Genomic DNA, 16,953 nt, shown 5'->3' with positions numbered 1-16,953 from the left:
GAAGGATCACCTATGTCAGAGTGTCCCCATGCGCGCGTGTCTTGCCTCAATCAATACGAACTGATCCGAAAATATCGTTGTGATACATGCCAGCGAGTGATGATGTGCACCTGCGACGAGGATTTCGGTAGGCGCTTCCTCTCTCACCAGTTACAAATGGGGCGAGAGCTGGAACTCCAGATCGATGTTCCCGTTGATCTCGGATTTGTACCAGAGGCATGTCCTGAGTGCCGTGGGCTACCTCCGGTTCCAGCGCCGGCTGCGGAAAGCTTTGGACGGACATCCAAGATCAAGCGCTACTACTGGCGGGAACTGTACTTCCAGACAACACTACGTCGGGCAAAGTGGTCTGAGACACATCCCGATGCTTCACCAGATGATCTCAAGGCCGCTAGTGCGGCTATAGAAGCAGAGGTTCTGAACGAAATAAAAGCCAAGCATGCCGCCTCGCCGAAATATAACTTTTCAGAACCTTCGCAAGAAGACGTACTTAAACGTTACGATGTCGATGTCCATGCCGTTGACGCTGCCTATAGCGACCAGCCGACGAAGGGAAAATTGATCCGCCTTGGCGATGAGACCGTATCGCCAGAAGCCTACGTCACACATCTGTACCGAAGTCAGGGATGGTCTGTATTGCCGTTAGAGAGCATGCCGTTGCACGCACTCTTCGGAGTCATGATGTGGCTATTGATCCAGGATGGTAGCGACCCACGTGTCCGCATGGTGGGTTTCGGCGACCGCCACACCTATGAAGCGAGCGGCGAGAAAGAGCCTATCTGGACATTGCTGCCCGACGATTTCGGCGGCAGGGGCTACCCGAAACGGCGCAAGAAGCAGATTGCCAAACATTTCGAGCTCTTCCCCGAAGACCGTGAAGGCATGCTGTGGCTATTCGACTACTGGCGACCGATGAGCTCGGATCTCCGCCAATATCTTTGGGCCCATCGAGAGACGGATGTGGATCGGGCCCGCCGGATTGTCACGATGCTCGAACCCACCCACATTGTTTCGATTTTGCGCTATCTCGTCTCTGACTATTGGGGGCACTATCTTGGCTGGCCGGACCTCCTCCTTCAGCGTGACGATGAGGTCCTGTTCATTGAGGTCAAATCATCGAGTGATCGATTGAGCGGCGACCAGAAACGTTGGATCGCTGACAACCATGAGCACCTCAAGCTCCCCTTCCGACTGGTCAAACTGCACCGAAAACCACCCGGATCCCAAGTTGGTTCGGCAGGCAAATAATCGTCGTCCAGCAAGAAGCCGAATGGGGTTGGGTATCTGCACGAGTTCAATTTCCGATGTGGTGCCAGCCAAGTTCCTCTTGAAAGCGCTTGCGATACGCCGTAGCGATCTGCACCGGGGCTCGACGAACATACTCTTCGGCAAGCGCCCGTGTTTCTCCAGAGAGACCGGCTAGATAGGCTAACGCCTCTTCCAATGAAGCGACGGGAGCTTCTCTATCGAAAAACTTGGGCGGTAGGGCAGTCCATACAACTGCGGTAACACCATGCTCCCTCGCCCACGCTTCCAATCCCAGAATACACTCTGGCTCGGAAGTGCCCGGAATCCAGCTGCCGATATGGATTTCGCGATTCTTTCTAGGAATCTTCTCACGCAGCCCCAGATGCTCCCGCGCCGCTGCGAGATCCTCACCACTGAAGCGGGCCCATAACGAAGGCAATGGATCTGCCTCCGGAGTGAGGACCAACGTGAGACGTCGGTTACTGGATTGACGGACGAACTCCACTCTTACCCCTGGCCCATCGTCGCGCCAATCGTGCGTAAGCGGTAGGTCGCCCGGCTCCCATACCAATGAGCCCCAAGCCAGATACACAATCATTGCATAAGCCCTCTTTCGACGTCTAACCCTGGTCGGCGAACGGCTGATGCTGCGTCAACGGCCAAACAATACTTTCCTGTTCCAGCTTTCCGGGAATCCGCGTTATGCGATCACCCAGGGCATCCCAGCCTACTTTGATACACCACTCTTTCATAGTGGACGCCTGCGTAGGCGTCGCCTCATACAGCACTAGGTGGCCTCCACCAGCGATCGCCGCAGCCTTTTCTCCTGGATGACATGGGAAATCCGAGTCACCGTCGGGGCAAGCGATTTAGTGAGCTGGCTGGCCACTCCTTCGGCGACATAGGAGATGGGCGTCAGCCCCTTGAAGTCGGAGGGCATTTCCACGTCTTTGTTGCGCGGGAGGAGAAGCAAGGTGCGTCCGCGCCCCAGCCGAGACATGAAGAAGCCAAGTTCGAAGATAACGTTATCGCGCGGAACATGATGCTCTTTGTTACGCGAAAGCCGCAGATCATCCGGCTCGGCTAGCACGACCCCGAAGTCTGCCTTGGCCACCTCTGCTTCCAGCGATTCCAACGGGTACTGACCCGGCGCAAAGATCTCTTCGTCGCTCCAGAGAAGCACATCGCAATTGTCGTACTCCAGCCCCAGCTCCAGGCACTTAGCAATCGGCAAGGCCTCCTTCGAGCAGATGATGAAGACGCGCGGCTTGAGGTTAAGGCGATTGATCAACGCGTTGCGTTGCTCCAGGCGCCCACTGAGCACCACAGCCAACCGCTTCCAGATGTCCGTAAAACGAACTCCGATGTCAGCCAAGTGGCGGTGAGAGACTTTCCACGCCACCGTCGGTTCGGTGGCCTCCACGGTCGCCGAGCGCAGAATCGCGCCATTCATCGCGGACATCTCGCCCACGGTTTCGCCCGCGTTGCGGCCGTACCCCAGTCGGTAGCCATTGATGATCAACGTCGTCTTGCCGGCGAGCAGGAAGTACATGTCGCGATCTGCGGCGCCTTGTTCGATCAGCACCTGGCCATCGGTGTAGGAAACGAGTTCGCCGCCCTGGGCAAACGCCCGTGCCAGTTCGTCCGAGCCTTCCAGCAGGCGTTGCGCCTTGAGCGCATCGATCAGATCTTCACTGTTTTGAAAGCGGGACTTGATATCGGCTGACATGAGATTCTCGTCATTTGATGAAAGGTAGGCGCTGATACAGGCGAACAGCCCATGAGGCGCGAGGCGGGATGTGTAGCTCAATCAGCTGAGCAGGCTGCTGCGGTTGAAACAGATACGCCTGTCCGACGACTTGCCGTTGTCGGAGCTTGGCGATGATTAGGACCGCGAATTGCCGGTCTGCTCCTGGTTCTTCGACAATATCCTGCATGGAGCAAAGATCCGTGCTGCTGGGCGCGGTACTGAAAGAAGGATGGGAGTGCCATTCCCCCAGATAGTTGAACCTGGCGTAGTCGTAGCCGGTGCGCTCAAAGAATGAGCGAACAAAATCCGTGTGTTCATCAACGCCGCGGACAAAACACCCGGTATCACCGCCACTGGTTTGCACCGACAGATCGACGATTTGGAAATGGTTGTCCTGACAGTGCTCGCCCATCAGCAAGCCGCCGATCTCGCGATGGCCTGCTTCTCGCAAAGCGCCATAAAGGCGAGCGACCAACTCAGGTGCCAGACTCAGCTTGAGCATCTTCGGACTGCTGCAGTAGGGCGAGGAGGCGAGAGACGCCGGCTTCCACCAACTCCGTGGAATCACGTGCGGCCTCTTCCGGCGCGCCAAGGTCGATCGGCGTCGTGTCGAACGGTTGACTGAACACCCAGCCCGCCTTGAGGCCCACGGCATATGCCGAGTACGGAAACTGGCTGACCTCAGGAGCGACCATGTGATCGATGGCCATACGCGCCAGATGTGCGGCGATGACGCTGACATCGGCATCGTCTGCGATTTCCGGTCGTTCCCCATCTAGGCAGTACGGCGTTTTACTTCGTTCCGGTGGCTCCGCGTCCTGCAGCTCACACCAATGAAGCACGCGAGCGCGCGCCAGGTCCGGCGCCGGATCAAGCCCCGGACGAGAACGACATATCAGCCCACCCAAGCCACCGGCAAAGACTTCCGCCCAGAACACAGGACGGCCTTCTCCACGAGCCGCCGCGGCGACATAGCGAAATGCCGTCGCACTTGCGGTCGCATCGATGAGGAGGTCGCACTGGGAAAGCAAACGCACGACTGCTGCCGCACCCGAGGAGGACTCCTGTCCGCCCAGACGATGCGCCCGCGCCTGCGTCTTGGTGCCGGGTCGAATCAGACTCAAGCGCTGCGCCAGCGCGTGTGCCTTGCCCTCACCTACCCCGGTCCAATCCAGATCGTGTCGAACCAGATTCTCGGGTTGCAGGGTATCGTCATCCACCAATACGAAGTCTCGCGCACCCGCACGTGCGAGCATCGCGGCGACCTTGGAGCCCAACGACCCGCACCCCACCACACCAACCCGCTTGCTGGCCAGGACGCCGTAGCTTTCCGGAAGACGCTGCGCCGGATCCGGATCGATCAGCGCACCGCACTCCAACACCTTGTCCTGGTACAGGTAGAACATGCGTGCTTCATGCCCGCCTCCCAGCAGGATGACCGTCGTATCTTCGGCCACATCCGGATCAGGCCAGACATCGGGAAAGGCACGTCGAAACGCCGACGGCAAGCTCGTATCGATGACCTCGCCTCGATGGCGAATAAAGAAGCCCGACCTGGTATAGGTGTGCTCCTCTCCAGCCGTCGGAACATCCGGGTTGAGATGCATGTGCCCGTCCTGTTCCCAGGCCAACGCATACCAGACCCACGATTGCCCATGCAGGCGCATCGCAAACTGCCCCGGCGTGAAAACACCAAAAGCGTCCCAGTGCGCCATCAGCGCAGGCGTCCTGATGAACCGCATCATCTGGAATCGCAGCGCCTGCCCGCGCGTCAACTCATGTCGACTGGGCACCGGTATGGCAGGGGTATCGGGGGCGGCTGCCTCGCTCTCCAAGAGCCGATGGGCGCTGCGCAGCATATCGGCGCCCGTCAGCGTGCTGATCCAATTGTCCGGACCATGTTCCAGGCACAACTCGCCACCGGTGCCGTACTGATGCGCGGACCAGCGTTCCTTGACGCGTGGAATGACGGAAGGCGGCACATCCGGATAGCCTTCGTTGTAGCGCAGCGCTACCGGATAGGTACGAGCCGGGGTCGTGATCTCCGCCTCGCACTGCAAGTGCCCCTGATGGATCGACCAACCTTCGATCTCGAGCCAGGAGACCTCCTGTTGGAGTGCCTCCACAGCCCGGAATTCGGCCTCGTATCGCTCTGGTTCGCGGATGAACCAGATCACGCAAAGCCCTGCGGTTTGGTGGGTACGCCCGAATGTGCGGGGAACGCCAAGGACGCACTCGCGGCGGCGGCCGCACTTGCGGCAACCGGCCGTAGCAGGCTTGGCGCTGTTGCCGACTTGGCCAAGCCTTTTTCGGCCTGCGTGCGCCGCGCCACCACTTCCTCGTAGGTCACGCCGGCCTGACGCCGCGTCGTACCAAACCACGTCCGCGCCCATTCCGGCGCGTGCCCGTAGGCCACGGGCCCCAATGCCGTTTGGCGACCCGAACAGCGCAGTTGCTGCTTCTCGGATGCCAACACGCCCCTGCCGACGGCACAGCGAATGAGATCACCCTTGATGCCCAAGCGGGTGATCACCAGCGGGCCGTATTCGATGCCAATAGCCAGGCCCAAATCGCAAGCGATCCCCTGCTCGGCCAAGACGGACTTGGCCAACTCGAAGCTGCTGCGGAGCGCACCGGCACAGGCAATCGCATTGGAGGTGGTCAGCGGCGCATCGGTAGTTTGCGCTGTGCCCTCGACCAACGCGCCATGGATGCAGTCGCCGATGAAGCGAATCTTTGCGCCCTGGAAATCCGACGTCAGGACCGCGTCGAGTTCACTGCGCAGCACATGCAGGACACGCACGACATCTTCGGCGTCAGCATCGCTGTCGATATGGTCGGCTACGTACTGGGTGAAGCCGTCGATGTCGGCATAGAGGGACAACGCATCCTGCCGTCGTGCATGACTGGGCCCCAACGCGTCCAGGTCCAATGTGGCATAAGGCGGAGTGTGTGCGCTGAACTCAAAGCGGCCGATGGGATTCTTTTCCAGATCATCGACCCAGGCGTCCCAAATGTCGTCTGCAGTGACATCCAGGTCGGCTTCGACCTGGGATGCCTCGATCTGCACTGCGGTCAGCGCGGTGGCGTCCTCGTCTTCGACGGCATCCCAACCGAGCATCGCGCGGACATTGTCCGTGACATAGATTCCGGCTGCATTGCCGGCAGCACGCTTGGCGGCGAGATTGGCGGCTGGTCCAAGGAAGAGAGGTTCGCGAGCCCCCGGCCGACCGTTGTTTACCGCCAGCGCCTCGCCCGAATCGATACCTACCCGAATCTTCGCGGCAGGCAACGCGTCATCGCCCTGCTCCGCCTGGCGACCCAACACGTCGATGATCAACTGCGCCATGGCCACGGCGCGATGCAGACGTTCGACCTCATCGTCGTAGGGTTTAGCTACGACGGCATGCAGCCGCTGGTTATGAAAATCCACGTGGATGGCATCGACCTGCGCGAGGATGCGTGCCACTGCGCGGTACAACAGGTTGAGGAAGCGCAACGTGCGCTGGTGGGTCCGCGTGCCCTCCACGTCCGTGCTGGCCACGATGGACTCCATGTTCAGGATGTCCACATAGACGTGGACGCCGTCCACGCGATACGCCGTGTTCCTTGGGATCCGCTCCAGATCGGTCACCCGGACGTAGTCCTTGACGGTGAGATCTTTGACTTCCGCCAGCCGGGCCTCGATGCGGGCCTTCGCCGTCTGGGCATTCCACTTACGCTGGGTCATATGCACATTCCTGAATGGACGAATGAAAACTGAGCCCTGACACACAGTTTTCAAGCCCCCCGGCGCGTCCCAAGGCTATAGCCGCTATCCGGAGCCAGCCGGATGCTACGATTCCGACTAGTTTCACTTGACGGAATCGACAATAACGCCACTTGTCGACTCCGTCAAGTACGCTTACGCCCCGAACACTTTGGACGCCCCGCCATGAGCTCCGACTTTCCCTCCCGTCTCAAAGAATCCCGAGAACGGCGTGGTCTCACCCAAGCCGAGCTGGGCAAGGAAGCCGGCCTCCCCTCGACCACCCTTTCCCATTTCGAGAGCGGATCGAGAAAGCCTTCCTTCGACAACTTGCGTCGCCTGACCCGGGTTCTAGGCGTCAGCACGGACTATCTGATGGGGATCGTCGACACCCCTGAGGCCACAGGCGCTGCAAGCCGCATCGCCCGCCATTTGCAAAACGCCACCGAAGATGAGATCCAGATGCTCGAGGACGTGGCGAAATCCCTAGCCAATAGGAGACAGGGGGGCGATGGATAGCTATCGCAGACAGCAAATCCAGGCGCAGGCCTGGGCATTGCTGCAGGACGCCGGAGTGAGCGCATTGCCGGTGCGGCCATTGGAGATTGCCCAGCACCTGCAGATCCACGTCGAAGCCAAACCTGCCTCAATCGCGGGCGCTTCCGGATGGCTGATTCGCAATGGCGACGACTACGCGATCGTCTATGCCACACACATCGATAGCCTTGGCTTCCAGAACTTCAGCATTGCCCACGAACTTGGGCACTACAGCCTCGCCGGGCATCCCGAACATATCTTCCTGAGCGGAGACCAGCACGCTTCGCGCGCAGGCTTCAGCTCCCCCGATGCATTCGAACAGGAAGCGGATTACTTCGCCGCGTGCCTGCTGATGCCGAAGCCTCTATGCCTACCGTTGATACATCGCAACGTCGACGGCATGAGCGCCGTACGCGACTTGGCTGATTCCTGTCAGACCTCGCTGGTCGCATCCGCATTGCGCTACGCCGAAATCGGCCCCGTGCCTGCAGGGGTCATTCAGTGCCAACGAGGGCGCGTGGAGTTTTGCGCCACCTATCCGTTGCTTTCCCGCGTCGGCTGGGCCAAGGCACTGGCCCGCAACGCGAAAGTGCCCGATCACAGCGCAACCTGGCGGCTGGCAGAAGACCACGCGGCCGTCGTGGCCGGCGGAGAGGACAGCGACACGGCGCCTGCAAACGAATGGTTCTCCGGTGCCAGCGGGCGCTACGAACTCGTAGAGGAAGTCATCGGCTTGGGCACGTTCGGGCGAACACTGACGCTATTGACGGTCACGGAAGCCGACGAAGACAACGACGACGATGAAGAATGGAGCCCACCCAGGTTCCGGTAAATTATCCCGTATGGAGACGTTCCGAGTACAACCCATCAGCGAAAACGCCGTGGATGAAATCATGACGAGAGCGGGAGGCTCGCGTGCGCACCCAGACGCCGATCGCCGCGATAAACCGGGAGCCGACTACGTACTGGGCGATGCGCTGATCGAACTCAAGGCGCTAGACGACGAGGGAATGTCCAAACCGGAGCGACAGCGGAAGCTGGCCGATCTGTTTCGCAAATATGGAGACACACGCCCTGTTGTGGTCGTCGATCGGAACAGACTGCCCGAAGAAGGACAGCGCGAGTTCGACAGGATTCTGGACCGACCCATCAATGGGATCGTCAAGAAGGCGAGAAGCCAACTACTGCAGTCGCGTAGCGAGATCGAGCACACCGCATGCTCGATCCTGATGGTATTGAACAATGGTTACACGGCGCTTGATCACGATGCGCTTGTCGAACTTGTGGCTCATCGCGCCCGGCAAGACACCCGGGAGATCGATGGCGTCGTCGTGGGCGGGTGTTACCACCACGGCGACGGATTCGACAGCGTTTTCCTATGGCCGCTGGACTACATCCCGATCAACGCGAACTCACCATTCTGCTCGTTTGAAGCGTTGAAGCAAGCTTGGCATGGCCATGCCGAAAGGACCATGACCGCTCTCATCCGCGGGGAGACACCCGTGACCGCCGGGAAAGGACCTGTGGTTGATAGCCAGTTCGATGTCGATGGAATCACCTACGTGAAGCCAGCGCCGCCGATGGGCGCCAAATCCGAGTTTTACGTTCGAGGACGACCTCGCAAGGGTGGTTACGATGGCACGAACCTTCCTCCCGTTGCCCTCACCTTTCCCGATATGTCGGGAAGCGAATGGAGGAAATTCCACGAAGAATCTCCTTCAGACCCTGTGCTCTGCGGTAGCTATCGGGAGTGGAGGAAACATCGACAACATGGGATAGAGGCAGGCTCGCCGCTCAAGCCTTTTATCCCCATGCAGGTCACCAGGAACGGCTGGGCGCAATGGTGCGAAGACCATCAACTTCCGAGGAACGGCAGGACCGTCAGGCAGTATGCGAATGAACTGTTTTCCCAGCGCCTAAGAGCGCTGCTGCACGCCGCCAGGGAGCGCAAGTCGGATTCGGTAGTCCCGTCGCGCTACGTACTCCTGATCACCGAAGAGATTGGGCAAGACCAGACTAATGACCTAATACGAATCGGCCTGCTGCAGGCTGGGGTGCCAGATGACCTCGTTGTCAGAGAGCTCCTACTTTCCACCAGAACTTTTCACGAGCATGGAGTGGCGCTTGCAGGCGCCTATGCGCTGTCAGAAGGTATTGACTGCGTAATGTGGCAGAAAGACAAGCGTTATGCGTGGGCCTGATAGCGCGAATCTGGCCAGTCACTTCGGAAGGTTTATGCAGGCCGAATTAGGTCAATCACGCCTTTGTAGACATGAGGAACGGTTAAGGGACTTCCCTACCCTACCCCCGATAAATCGATCTAATCTCTGACAAGCACTGCGCGTGGTAGGGTCGCCACGCATCTCCATGGCGGAGTAGCGACTAGGTTATCGCCGCGAACTTCCTGGCCAACTCTTCGATGTATTCGCGAAACGATTCCTCATTCATTCTATTGTGTCTCGCGTCATAAGTGCCTGGATCCGCGTTGTAGAATGATCTGGTGCTAAAGAAAACAAAGGCTCCCTTCAGGAAGCGCGTAACGGGCCTTGCCATCGCCGGCAGCGGGGCATCCCGGTACTCCCCTGCATCCCAGTGCTCGTAAGGAACGTATTCACCGGGGGCAATCTCTGTCAGCGCCTCAGCTGCCCCATCGGAGTCAATTGCACGCGGGATCCCTGTTGGTTTTACTGGCGCAGCCTCAAGCCGAAAGTAGCTCCAGCGAGAGTCGGTGCCGAAGGACTCATAAGATAACTTCGCGGGCTTGAGAATCTCGGCGTTTTTATCCCCGATGTGCAGTTCGATCATGCCTTTTTCAGCAGCCCTCGATACGCCGGTGATGGTGTTGCCCCCTCCGGTTGGATAAAACATATGGTTAAGCGAGGGCACCTTCGCGACTTCACCGAGCACAAGGCAGATATCATCGATATCGGACCACGCGGCTCGAGTTGGCACGACCAGCGGAAACAGCTTGCGAGTGAGCTCGTTCCACTCCTTGAGATTACGGATGTGGAAATCGGCGATAGTTTCCAGCCACTCTTCCAATCGCTTGATAACCACGGCCATTGGCGGCCTGCGCATTGGATCACTATCAGTACACTCAACCAGGAGCTGGTCCAGAGTCGTTGTGTATGTCTCCGGCAGATGATTGTGCAACGAGAGGACGGAGGATGTGTTGTATTGGCCATCGAAACCGAGCTCTTGGCCCGACAGGACGATCCATAATGACTTGGCGAAGGAGTACACATCTGCAGGCAGGCCATCGGCGGCTGATGCATGACGTCGCATCTCCGGTGCCATGGTGAACTTGGCTCCCACATCCCTTTTTTCTGGCGTGAGATCTTGGCGCCCCGGATACTTGACAAGTCCGAAATCTGAAAGGCAAATCCGACTGTTGAGATATAGGAGGTTCGCGGGCTTGATGTCCCGATGAGAGATTCCCTGTCGATGCAGCCGATCAATCGTCTGCGCTAGCACTAGCAAATCGCGCACTCGGTCGACAGGATCCCTGGGAGCGTGGTCGCCGAAGGGAACAGCAAGAGGCATAACGAACCATGGCTTGTCCTTCTTCGGATCGTCAGGAAGGTGCTTCTCGATTATGGGGACAATGCCCTCCATGTCACCGAGCTTCTCCAAGGCCGCGATCTCAAACTTAAAACGGGTGTACGCTTCCGTCTCAATCTTCCTAAGAAGCTTGATGGCATAACATTCGCCATCGCTACCAGACGCCTTCCAAACATCGCCATTGCCGCCTCCTCCGATGCACTCCACGAGCGTCCACTCGCCAACTACTGCGCCCGGCACGAGGCTTGTCTTTCGGACCTCACTCACTCAAGCCCCCAATCGTCTGTAGGTGTTATATGGAAGAGTGGCATAGGAACTGCAGGTCTTCTTGCAGCACTTGGGTGAGTGTCACGGCCTGGCGCCCGCCGACGGGTGCAGCGCACCGTGGTCTAACACCGAACTTGAATCAAGCATCTGGGGTGCTCGATCTAAGTCAGCCTGAACGTTCTCGTCGGATTCGGCCTCGGATGGACAAGTTCCGTACCTTCGATAAACATCCCTGATCGCCACCTCTCAGAGAAGATCTCCGATTACATAGGCGGGTCTAATCCCGATACACCGCATGGGGGTCAGGGGGCAGATCCAGCTCAGGCGTCGTGGCCTCAAGTATCCGGATCGCCTCATCTGCCCGACGTCGCGACTCGGCTACCTCTTGGCGCGTTGGCTCCGTACGTCGCACTGGTGCCGCTTCCCGTGTCAAGTGTCGTGGAGCCCTCGCCATCGCGACTTCCCCAGAGTCGCTTCCTGTCGGCGCAGGAGGTGTCGAGACTGGAGGCGCATGGCTCACGGCCGGCTGCGTCGATTTGGAACGATAGCTGCATTGCCAAAGCACCAGGACGACAAGGAACGCAAGCGCGATAAGGCCCTTGGTGCCGTCCTGACTCCCACGGCGGGCGCTATCGGTACGCACGCTGGATGGCGCCGGGCGCGAAGGAGGTCCTGATAGTGGCCAGTCGGGCACCTGTCGGGCCAGCGAAGCGCCGCCGATCGCAGCTTCTGGTACCGCATATTCTGGAAGCATATCGCGCAGCTGGTCGCCATCGACAAGCTGCAGTCGCTCCTCTTTTCTCGCAGCTGCAATGGCATGGGGCGTGAACTCCCCGGAATTGACGACGATCGCTCGATCCGCCTTCTCGGTCAGCAGCAGACCAAGGAGCTCGTGGCACACGTTGTGCGTGACCTGCAGTGCGTTCTCGCGCTTGCACTGCACGATGGTGTATTCGCCATCGCGGTGCAGCTTCAGATCAATGCCGCCATCGAACCGGCTTCGTCCGCCGCCAGTACCGCAATGTTCGACAGCGAAGCCTTGGCCCCGGTAATAGTCGGCAACCACTCGTTCGAACTCCCGCCAATCCAGGTTCGCCAGGCGGTCGTTACGTCGATTGCGGACTGCGGGCCGACCCCAGCCGCGACCTCCAGGCTTGCTCATGACGCGTCAGGCCTCCAGCGAGTGCGGCCAGAGAAAGTACGGACCAAATCGCTGGCTCATCCTGAACTCGCCGCCGGTGGCCTTGCCGGCCTCCGTAAGGTAGTGCTTGTCGTCCTTGATCTCGAGGAGCCCCTTGGCGACCAGCTTGTCGAGCAGTTCGGCCGTTTTCATGCCGTACTTCTTGGCAAGCTTTGACGAAGTCAGCTTGCCCGCATCGCCTGCGTCCTCCTGCCCACCGTCTTGGTCCGCATCGCCCTGCTCTTCTGGCACGGTGACCCGCTCCATCGAGATCCGGACCTCATCGCTGATGCGGATGATGCGCTGCGCCTCCTCGTAGGCGTCGCGATAGAGCTCGGCGTCGTCCTGGCGGCGGATCAGGATGCCCATCTCGTTGTTGTTGACCTGGCTGAACTCGTAGAGGTTGAGGCTGGTGACGATGCACAGCTCCTCGTTGAGATAGCACTTGGCATGCAGGCTCTTGCAGAAGCTGGTGCGGATGTAGGTCTGCTCGCGAAGCCAGCTGATCTCCGCCGGCTGGAGCTCGCTCTTTCCGTAGACGATACGGACGTCGATCTTCAGACGATTCTTGTCCGCCAGGAGCTCCTTCACCCGGTCATTGAGCTTCAGGTATGGACTGATCAGGATCAGTCGGTCCTTGGCATCCTTGATCAGCTCTTCAAGGAAGTAGTTGGTCGCGCTGGTGTTGAGAAACTTGGCCAACGAAGTGGACTCCTTCTGTTTCAATAACGGATCGAATGGCTGGCACTATTCATTGAAGCAGTACCCTGCCCTTTGGTGATCGACACTCCAGCTCGGGCGTATCCGTAAAGCCCGAACGCCTATGCCGCCGCCCGGCGATTGATTTCCTCGACCACCCCCACGATCGCATCCGCATCTGCGTCACCGAATGCGCCATCCAGTCCCTGGTAGTGCAGTCCCGTAAACGGCGGCTCATACAGCTGCCCCGGTTCCATCACCCCGCCCTGCGTCAGCCGGTCGATGATCATCTCGACGAAGCGGATCTGCTGGCTTGTGTAGCGGTTCTCGTCCAGGAACTGGCCGAAGGCTTCCTTGGCCGCGTTGCGGTCCAGGCCGACCAGCGAGCGGATGAAGACGGTCAACGGCCTGTCGATGCCGAAGCTGTCCTCGAAGCGCTTGCGGCTTTCCACCACTTCGGATCCATAGACGAAGCGCTCCAGCTCCTGAAGATCCGTCGGGGTCAACGGCTTGTTGTGCTTCAGCTTGGCAATCGCGACGTGGCTCTCGCTGGCGCGGATGAAGGCCTCGACCTTGCGCTTGTACTGGGCCAGGTTGATGCCGGTGCTGAAGTCCTTCAGCCCGACGTCCTTCGACTCGCCCTTCTCGTCGGTGAGCACCGTGTAGACCGGCTTGACCGCCTTGCGCTCGATGAACTTCACCAGGTCGCGCAGGCCACGGCGCACCGATTCGATCATCGGCAGGGTGATGTCCTTCCAGAAGGCCTCGGTCTGCACATCCTGGATCAGCGCCAGGTTCGCCTTGACCGCGGGGATCGCATCCATGGCTTCCAGCGCGGTTGCCAGCTCGATGATCCTGTCACGATGGCCGATGAAGTCCTGGGTCATGTTGACCAGCGCCAGCTGCAGGTTGAGGCAGATCAGGTCGAACAGCTTCGCGGTGATGTGCTCGGCTTCGCGCTCGCTGGGCAGGCCGGCGACATGTTCACGCAGGTCGATCAATGCGGCCTCGTCGATGTCGTCCCAGGCTTCACGCCGGCTGAATCGGCCGACATGCTCGCCCTGCGGACGCACAATGAAGTTGTCCGGGTTCATCGCCGCGACCTCGCCGTGCAGCTCGTCGATGACCTCGGCGCGCAGCTCGGCCAGCGCGTCGTACGCGCCCCGCCCTTCGCTGGTGTTGCCCGCGGCGGGAGCCGCGGCCGGAAGCGCGCCCAGCAGCTCCAGTCGCCGTTTGAACAGGCGCTTGCCCAGAGGCTCGCTCAAGCTGCCGGCGGCGCCCGCCGGATGCTCCTCGAAATACTCGAAGTTGGCGCAGAAATCGAAGATGAAGAACTCGGTCTTGTCCTGCCCCGGGCCGAACAGGTCCGGGCACAGGCGCGTCCCGCGCCCGATCATCTGCAGGAACTTCACCTTCGAACGCACCGCCTTGAAGAACACCAGGTTGACGATCTCCGGCACGTCGATGCCCGTGTCCAGCATGTCCACCGAGATCGCGATCTGCGGCAGGTTGGCGGCGATGCTGAAGTCGTCGATCAGGGACTGGGCGTAATTCACCGCATGGGTGACCACGCGGGCGAAGCCGCCCTTGTAGTGCGGGTAGTGGTGGTCGAAGCGCCGGGCGATGAACTGCGCGTGCTGCTGGTTGACGGCGAAGATGATGGTCTTGCCCAGCTTGTCGCCGCCGTCCACCTTCAGTCCGTGCTCCATCAGGTGCTGCAGCATCAGGTCGACGGTGTGCTCGTTGAACAGCCGCTTGTTGACCTCGGAGGCGTGGATCTCGTCGGGCGGATCGCCCTCCCCGTCACGGTCGCCCCAGTCCAGCGATTCCCAGTGCTCGCGTTCCTCTGGCGGCAGCTCGTCGTAGCGGATGCCCTCGCGCACGAACTTCACCGGCACCGACTGCGCCCGCGGCGGCACCAGGTAGCCGTCGGCCACCGCCTCCTCCAGCCCGTAGGCATCGGTGGGCACGCCGGTTTCCAGCCCGAACAGGTGGTAGGTGTCGCGGTCCACCTCGTCGCGCGGGGTGGCGGTCAGGCCGACCAGGTAGCTGTCGAAATAGCGGAAGATCGCGCCGTACTTCTGGTACACGCTGCGGTGCGCCTCGTCGATGATGACCAGGTCGAAGTGGCCCACGCCGTACCTGCGGCGGTCCCCCTCCATGTCCTCGATCAGGCCCATCATCGTCGGGTAGGTGGACAGGAACACCCTCCCCTGCCCGTCCTTGTCGGTGACCAGGTTCACCGGGCTGGAATCGGGAAGATGTGACTTGAAGGCGTTGGTCGCCTGCCGGACCAGCGCCACCCGGTCGGCGAGGAACAGCACCCGCTTCACCCAGTTGGCGCGCATCAGCAGGTCCACCAGCGCGATCGCGGTGCGGGTCTTGCCGGTGCCGGTGGCCATGGTCAGCAGGCCGGCGCGGCGGCCGGACGCCAGCGCTTCGGCCATCGCCCGGATGGCACGGATCTGGTACGGGCGCCCGGCAATCGCGTGGTCGATCGTCAGGGTGCGCGGGTCCGTCTCCAACTCCCGGCGCTGGATCGCCAGCGCCAGTTCGTCACGGGTGTAGAAGCCCTGCACCTCGCGCGGCGGCGCGCGCCGGTCGTCCCAAAGCCAGGTGTGGTGGCCGTTGCTGTAGAAGATCAGCGGCCGCTGGCCCTTCATCTGCTCCAGGCAGTCGGCATACAGCTTGGCCTGCTGGCGGCCGACGTCCGGGTCCTTCAGGGTGCGCTTGGCCTCCACCACGGCCAGCGGCTGGCCGTCGGCGCCCCACAGCACGTAATCGACAAAGCCCTCGCCCTTCCCGTTGGGCATGCCGGTCACCGGCACCTCCACCGCGGCGTTGCCACCGACCTCCCAGCCGGCCTCGCGCAGCAGCACGTCGATCAGGAAGCGGCGGGTGTCGGCCTCGTGGTAGTCGTGGTTGTCCGGTACTGCGATGTTGGCGGCCTTGGCTTCAGCCAGCTCCGCACGTAGCGCGGCCAGTTCGGCATTGACCTGCGCCAGCACGGCCTCGCGCTCGGCCAGGCTCGCAGCGGTCTCGGCGATGCTGGCCTCGCGCGCCTCGATCTGCGCGTGCTGGGCGTCGATCTTCTGCCGGAACTTGTCTTCCTGCTTCTTCAGCTCGTCCCGGGTGAAGGTCACCGCCTCGTCGGCCCGCACCAGGTGCGGCACGCGCTTGTCGTCCCACTCGGCGACGATGCTTTTCGGATCGCTGGCACGGGTGTAGGTGCGCGCCAGCCAGAACAGCAGGTGGAACAGCTCGCGCACCAGGCGCAGCGCATCGCCGCTGCCGATACGCTGGTTGCCGTGTACGGCTTGGTTGCCCAGCTTCTGGATCAGCCGCGCCTTCTGGTGGATGTGCGGCGGCAGCAGTTGCTCGAATTCCGGCTGGGTCAGCAGCACGCCCAGGCCGTTGTCGTACGGCATCCGCAGGTCGCGGTCGTTGGCGTACAGCCAGTGCACCGCCTGCTCCAGCGCATGGCGGGTGCGCATGCAGCAGGCGCGCGGATCGGAGTGGACCAGCTGCTCCGCGCCCCTGGCCGGCTCGTAGAGCGGCCTGAACTCGGCCCGCAGAAACTCGAAGTTGCCCATCCCTGCCCCCTACAGGACGTCCCAGCGCCCGCCCTTCTTCGGGCCAATGTAGCGGAGTCTGTCCTCCGCCTTCAGCTTCGCGGCCGCCCGCTCCACTGTGCGCAGCGAACGGCCGATGGCCTGGGCGACTTCGTCCAACGTCAGTTCCGGCTGGCTGCGGAGCGTCGACAGGATCGCCTCAGGGGTCCGCTCCCGCTTTTCTACCGTCGTTTTTACCGGCATCTGTACCGGCGCGATCATGCGGTGGGTGAGCTGGAAGGGCAGCTGGTAGGCGGGCATGGGTTAGAGGCGCAGGTGAAAGAGGGATGCCATGAACACGACGACAGAGCACCCCGTCGAACCGAGTGAACAAAACCTTTTGCTGCTCACG

14 protein-coding genes are annotated in these 16,953 nt (G+C 60.8%); 4 read left to right on the top strand and 10 right to left on the bottom strand.

The features are described from left to right. The first annotated feature begins 12 nt into the window (after positions 1-12). Positions 13-1,248 carry a VRR-NUC domain-containing protein gene (locus tag WCE37_RS10880; RefSeq protein ID WP_343279380.1) on the top strand — a complete coding sequence of 412 codons (1,236 nt, stop codon included), beginning with the start codon at positions 13-15 and terminating at the stop codon, positions 1,246-1,248. Between the two features lie 46 nt (positions 1,249-1,294). Here the strand turns inward: WCE37_RS10880 and WCE37_RS10875 are convergent, their stop codons facing one another. The 5 genes from WCE37_RS10875 to WCE37_RS10855 all read right to left on the bottom strand — a co-directional run bounded on the left by WCE37_RS10875 (position 1,295) and on the right by WCE37_RS10855 (position 6,728). After that, positions 1,295-1,687: a hypothetical protein gene (locus tag WCE37_RS10875; protein ID WP_343279379.1), complete on the bottom strand. Its 393-nt coding sequence runs from the start codon at positions 1,685-1,687 to the stop codon at positions 1,295-1,297. Between the two features lie 348 nt (positions 1,688-2,035). Then, entirely contained in the window at positions 2,036-2,977 is a 942-nt protein-coding gene (locus WCE37_RS10870; protein ID WP_343279378.1) for a TIR domain-containing protein, read from the bottom strand. Between the two features lie 10 nt (positions 2,978-2,987). Continuing rightward, the gene (locus WCE37_RS10865) at positions 2,988-3,500 is read right to left on the bottom strand and encodes a Mov34/MPN/PAD-1 family protein (protein ID WP_343279377.1); all 513 of its coding nucleotides are present in this window, start codon (positions 3,498-3,500) and stop codon (positions 2,988-2,990) included. Next, entirely contained in the window at positions 3,475-5,175 is a 1,701-nt protein-coding gene (locus WCE37_RS10860) for a ThiF family adenylyltransferase (protein ID WP_343279376.1), read from the bottom strand. The genes WCE37_RS10865 and WCE37_RS10860 overlap by 26 nt, the downstream gene beginning before the upstream one ends. Beyond that, positions 5,172-6,728 (bottom strand): adenylate/guanylate cyclase domain-containing protein, encoded by a 1,557-nt coding sequence (locus tag WCE37_RS10855; RefSeq protein ID WP_343279375.1) that lies wholly within the window; start codon positions 6,726-6,728, stop codon positions 5,172-5,174. The genes WCE37_RS10860 and WCE37_RS10855 overlap by 4 nt, the downstream gene beginning before the upstream one ends. Before the next feature lie 204 nt (positions 6,729-6,932). On the opposite strand from WCE37_RS10855, the gene WCE37_RS10850 reads away from it, so the two are divergent. The 3 genes from WCE37_RS10850 to WCE37_RS10840 are packed head-to-tail and all read left to right on the top strand — an operon-like array spanning position 6,933 to position 9,484. Next, complete coding sequence (locus tag WCE37_RS10850; protein ID WP_343279374.1) at positions 6,933-7,265, top strand: helix-turn-helix transcriptional regulator; 333 nt, start codon at positions 6,933-6,935, stop codon at positions 7,263-7,265. Further along, positions 7,258-8,115: an ImmA/IrrE family metallo-endopeptidase gene (locus tag WCE37_RS10845; protein WP_343279373.1), complete on the top strand. Its 858-nt coding sequence runs from the start codon at positions 7,258-7,260 to the stop codon at positions 8,113-8,115. The genes WCE37_RS10850 and WCE37_RS10845 overlap by 8 nt, the downstream gene beginning before the upstream one ends. Then, positions 8,084-9,484, top strand: coding sequence for a hypothetical protein (locus tag WCE37_RS10840; protein WP_343279372.1), 1,401 nt, complete (start codon positions 8,084-8,086; stop codon positions 9,482-9,484). The genes WCE37_RS10845 and WCE37_RS10840 overlap by 32 nt, the downstream gene beginning before the upstream one ends. Positions 9,485-9,665: 181 nt before the next feature. Here the strand turns inward: WCE37_RS10840 and WCE37_RS10835 are convergent, their stop codons facing one another. The 5 genes from WCE37_RS10835 to WCE37_RS10815 form a co-directional block, all read right to left on the bottom strand. Next, the gene (locus tag WCE37_RS10835; protein ID WP_343279371.1) at positions 9,666-11,111 is read right to left on the bottom strand and encodes a protein kinase; all 1,446 of its coding nucleotides are present in this window, start codon (positions 11,109-11,111) and stop codon (positions 9,666-9,668) included. A 277-nt stretch (positions 11,112-11,388) separates the two neighbouring features. After that, positions 11,389-12,273, bottom strand: a complete 885-nt coding sequence (locus WCE37_RS10830; RefSeq protein WP_343279370.1) for a restriction endonuclease — start codon at positions 12,271-12,273, stop codon at positions 11,389-11,391. Positions 12,274-12,279: 6 nt separating this feature from the next. Next, positions 12,280-12,993: a phospholipase D family protein gene (locus tag WCE37_RS10825; protein ID WP_343279369.1), complete on the bottom strand. Its 714-nt coding sequence runs from the start codon at positions 12,991-12,993 to the stop codon at positions 12,280-12,282. 119 nt (positions 12,994-13,112) lie between these two features. Continuing rightward, on the bottom strand, positions 13,113-16,583 hold the full coding sequence (locus WCE37_RS10820) for a DEAD/DEAH box helicase family protein (protein ID WP_343279368.1): 3,471 nt from the start codon (positions 16,581-16,583) through the stop codon (positions 13,113-13,115). Positions 16,584-16,592: 9 nt separating this feature from the next. Beyond that, entirely contained in the window at positions 16,593-16,862 is a 270-nt protein-coding gene (locus WCE37_RS10815) for a winged helix-turn-helix transcriptional regulator (RefSeq protein ID WP_343279367.1), read from the bottom strand. Positions 16,863-16,953: the final 91 nt, after the last annotated feature.

The organism is Luteimonas sp. MJ250 (assembly GCF_039548455.1).
In the GTDB taxonomy this organism is placed as follows: Bacteria; Pseudomonadota; Gammaproteobacteria; order Xanthomonadales; family Xanthomonadaceae; genus Luteimonas.
The sequence above is the reverse complement of the archived record's forward strand: the minus strand, read 5'-3'. Positions and strand labels throughout refer to the sequence as shown.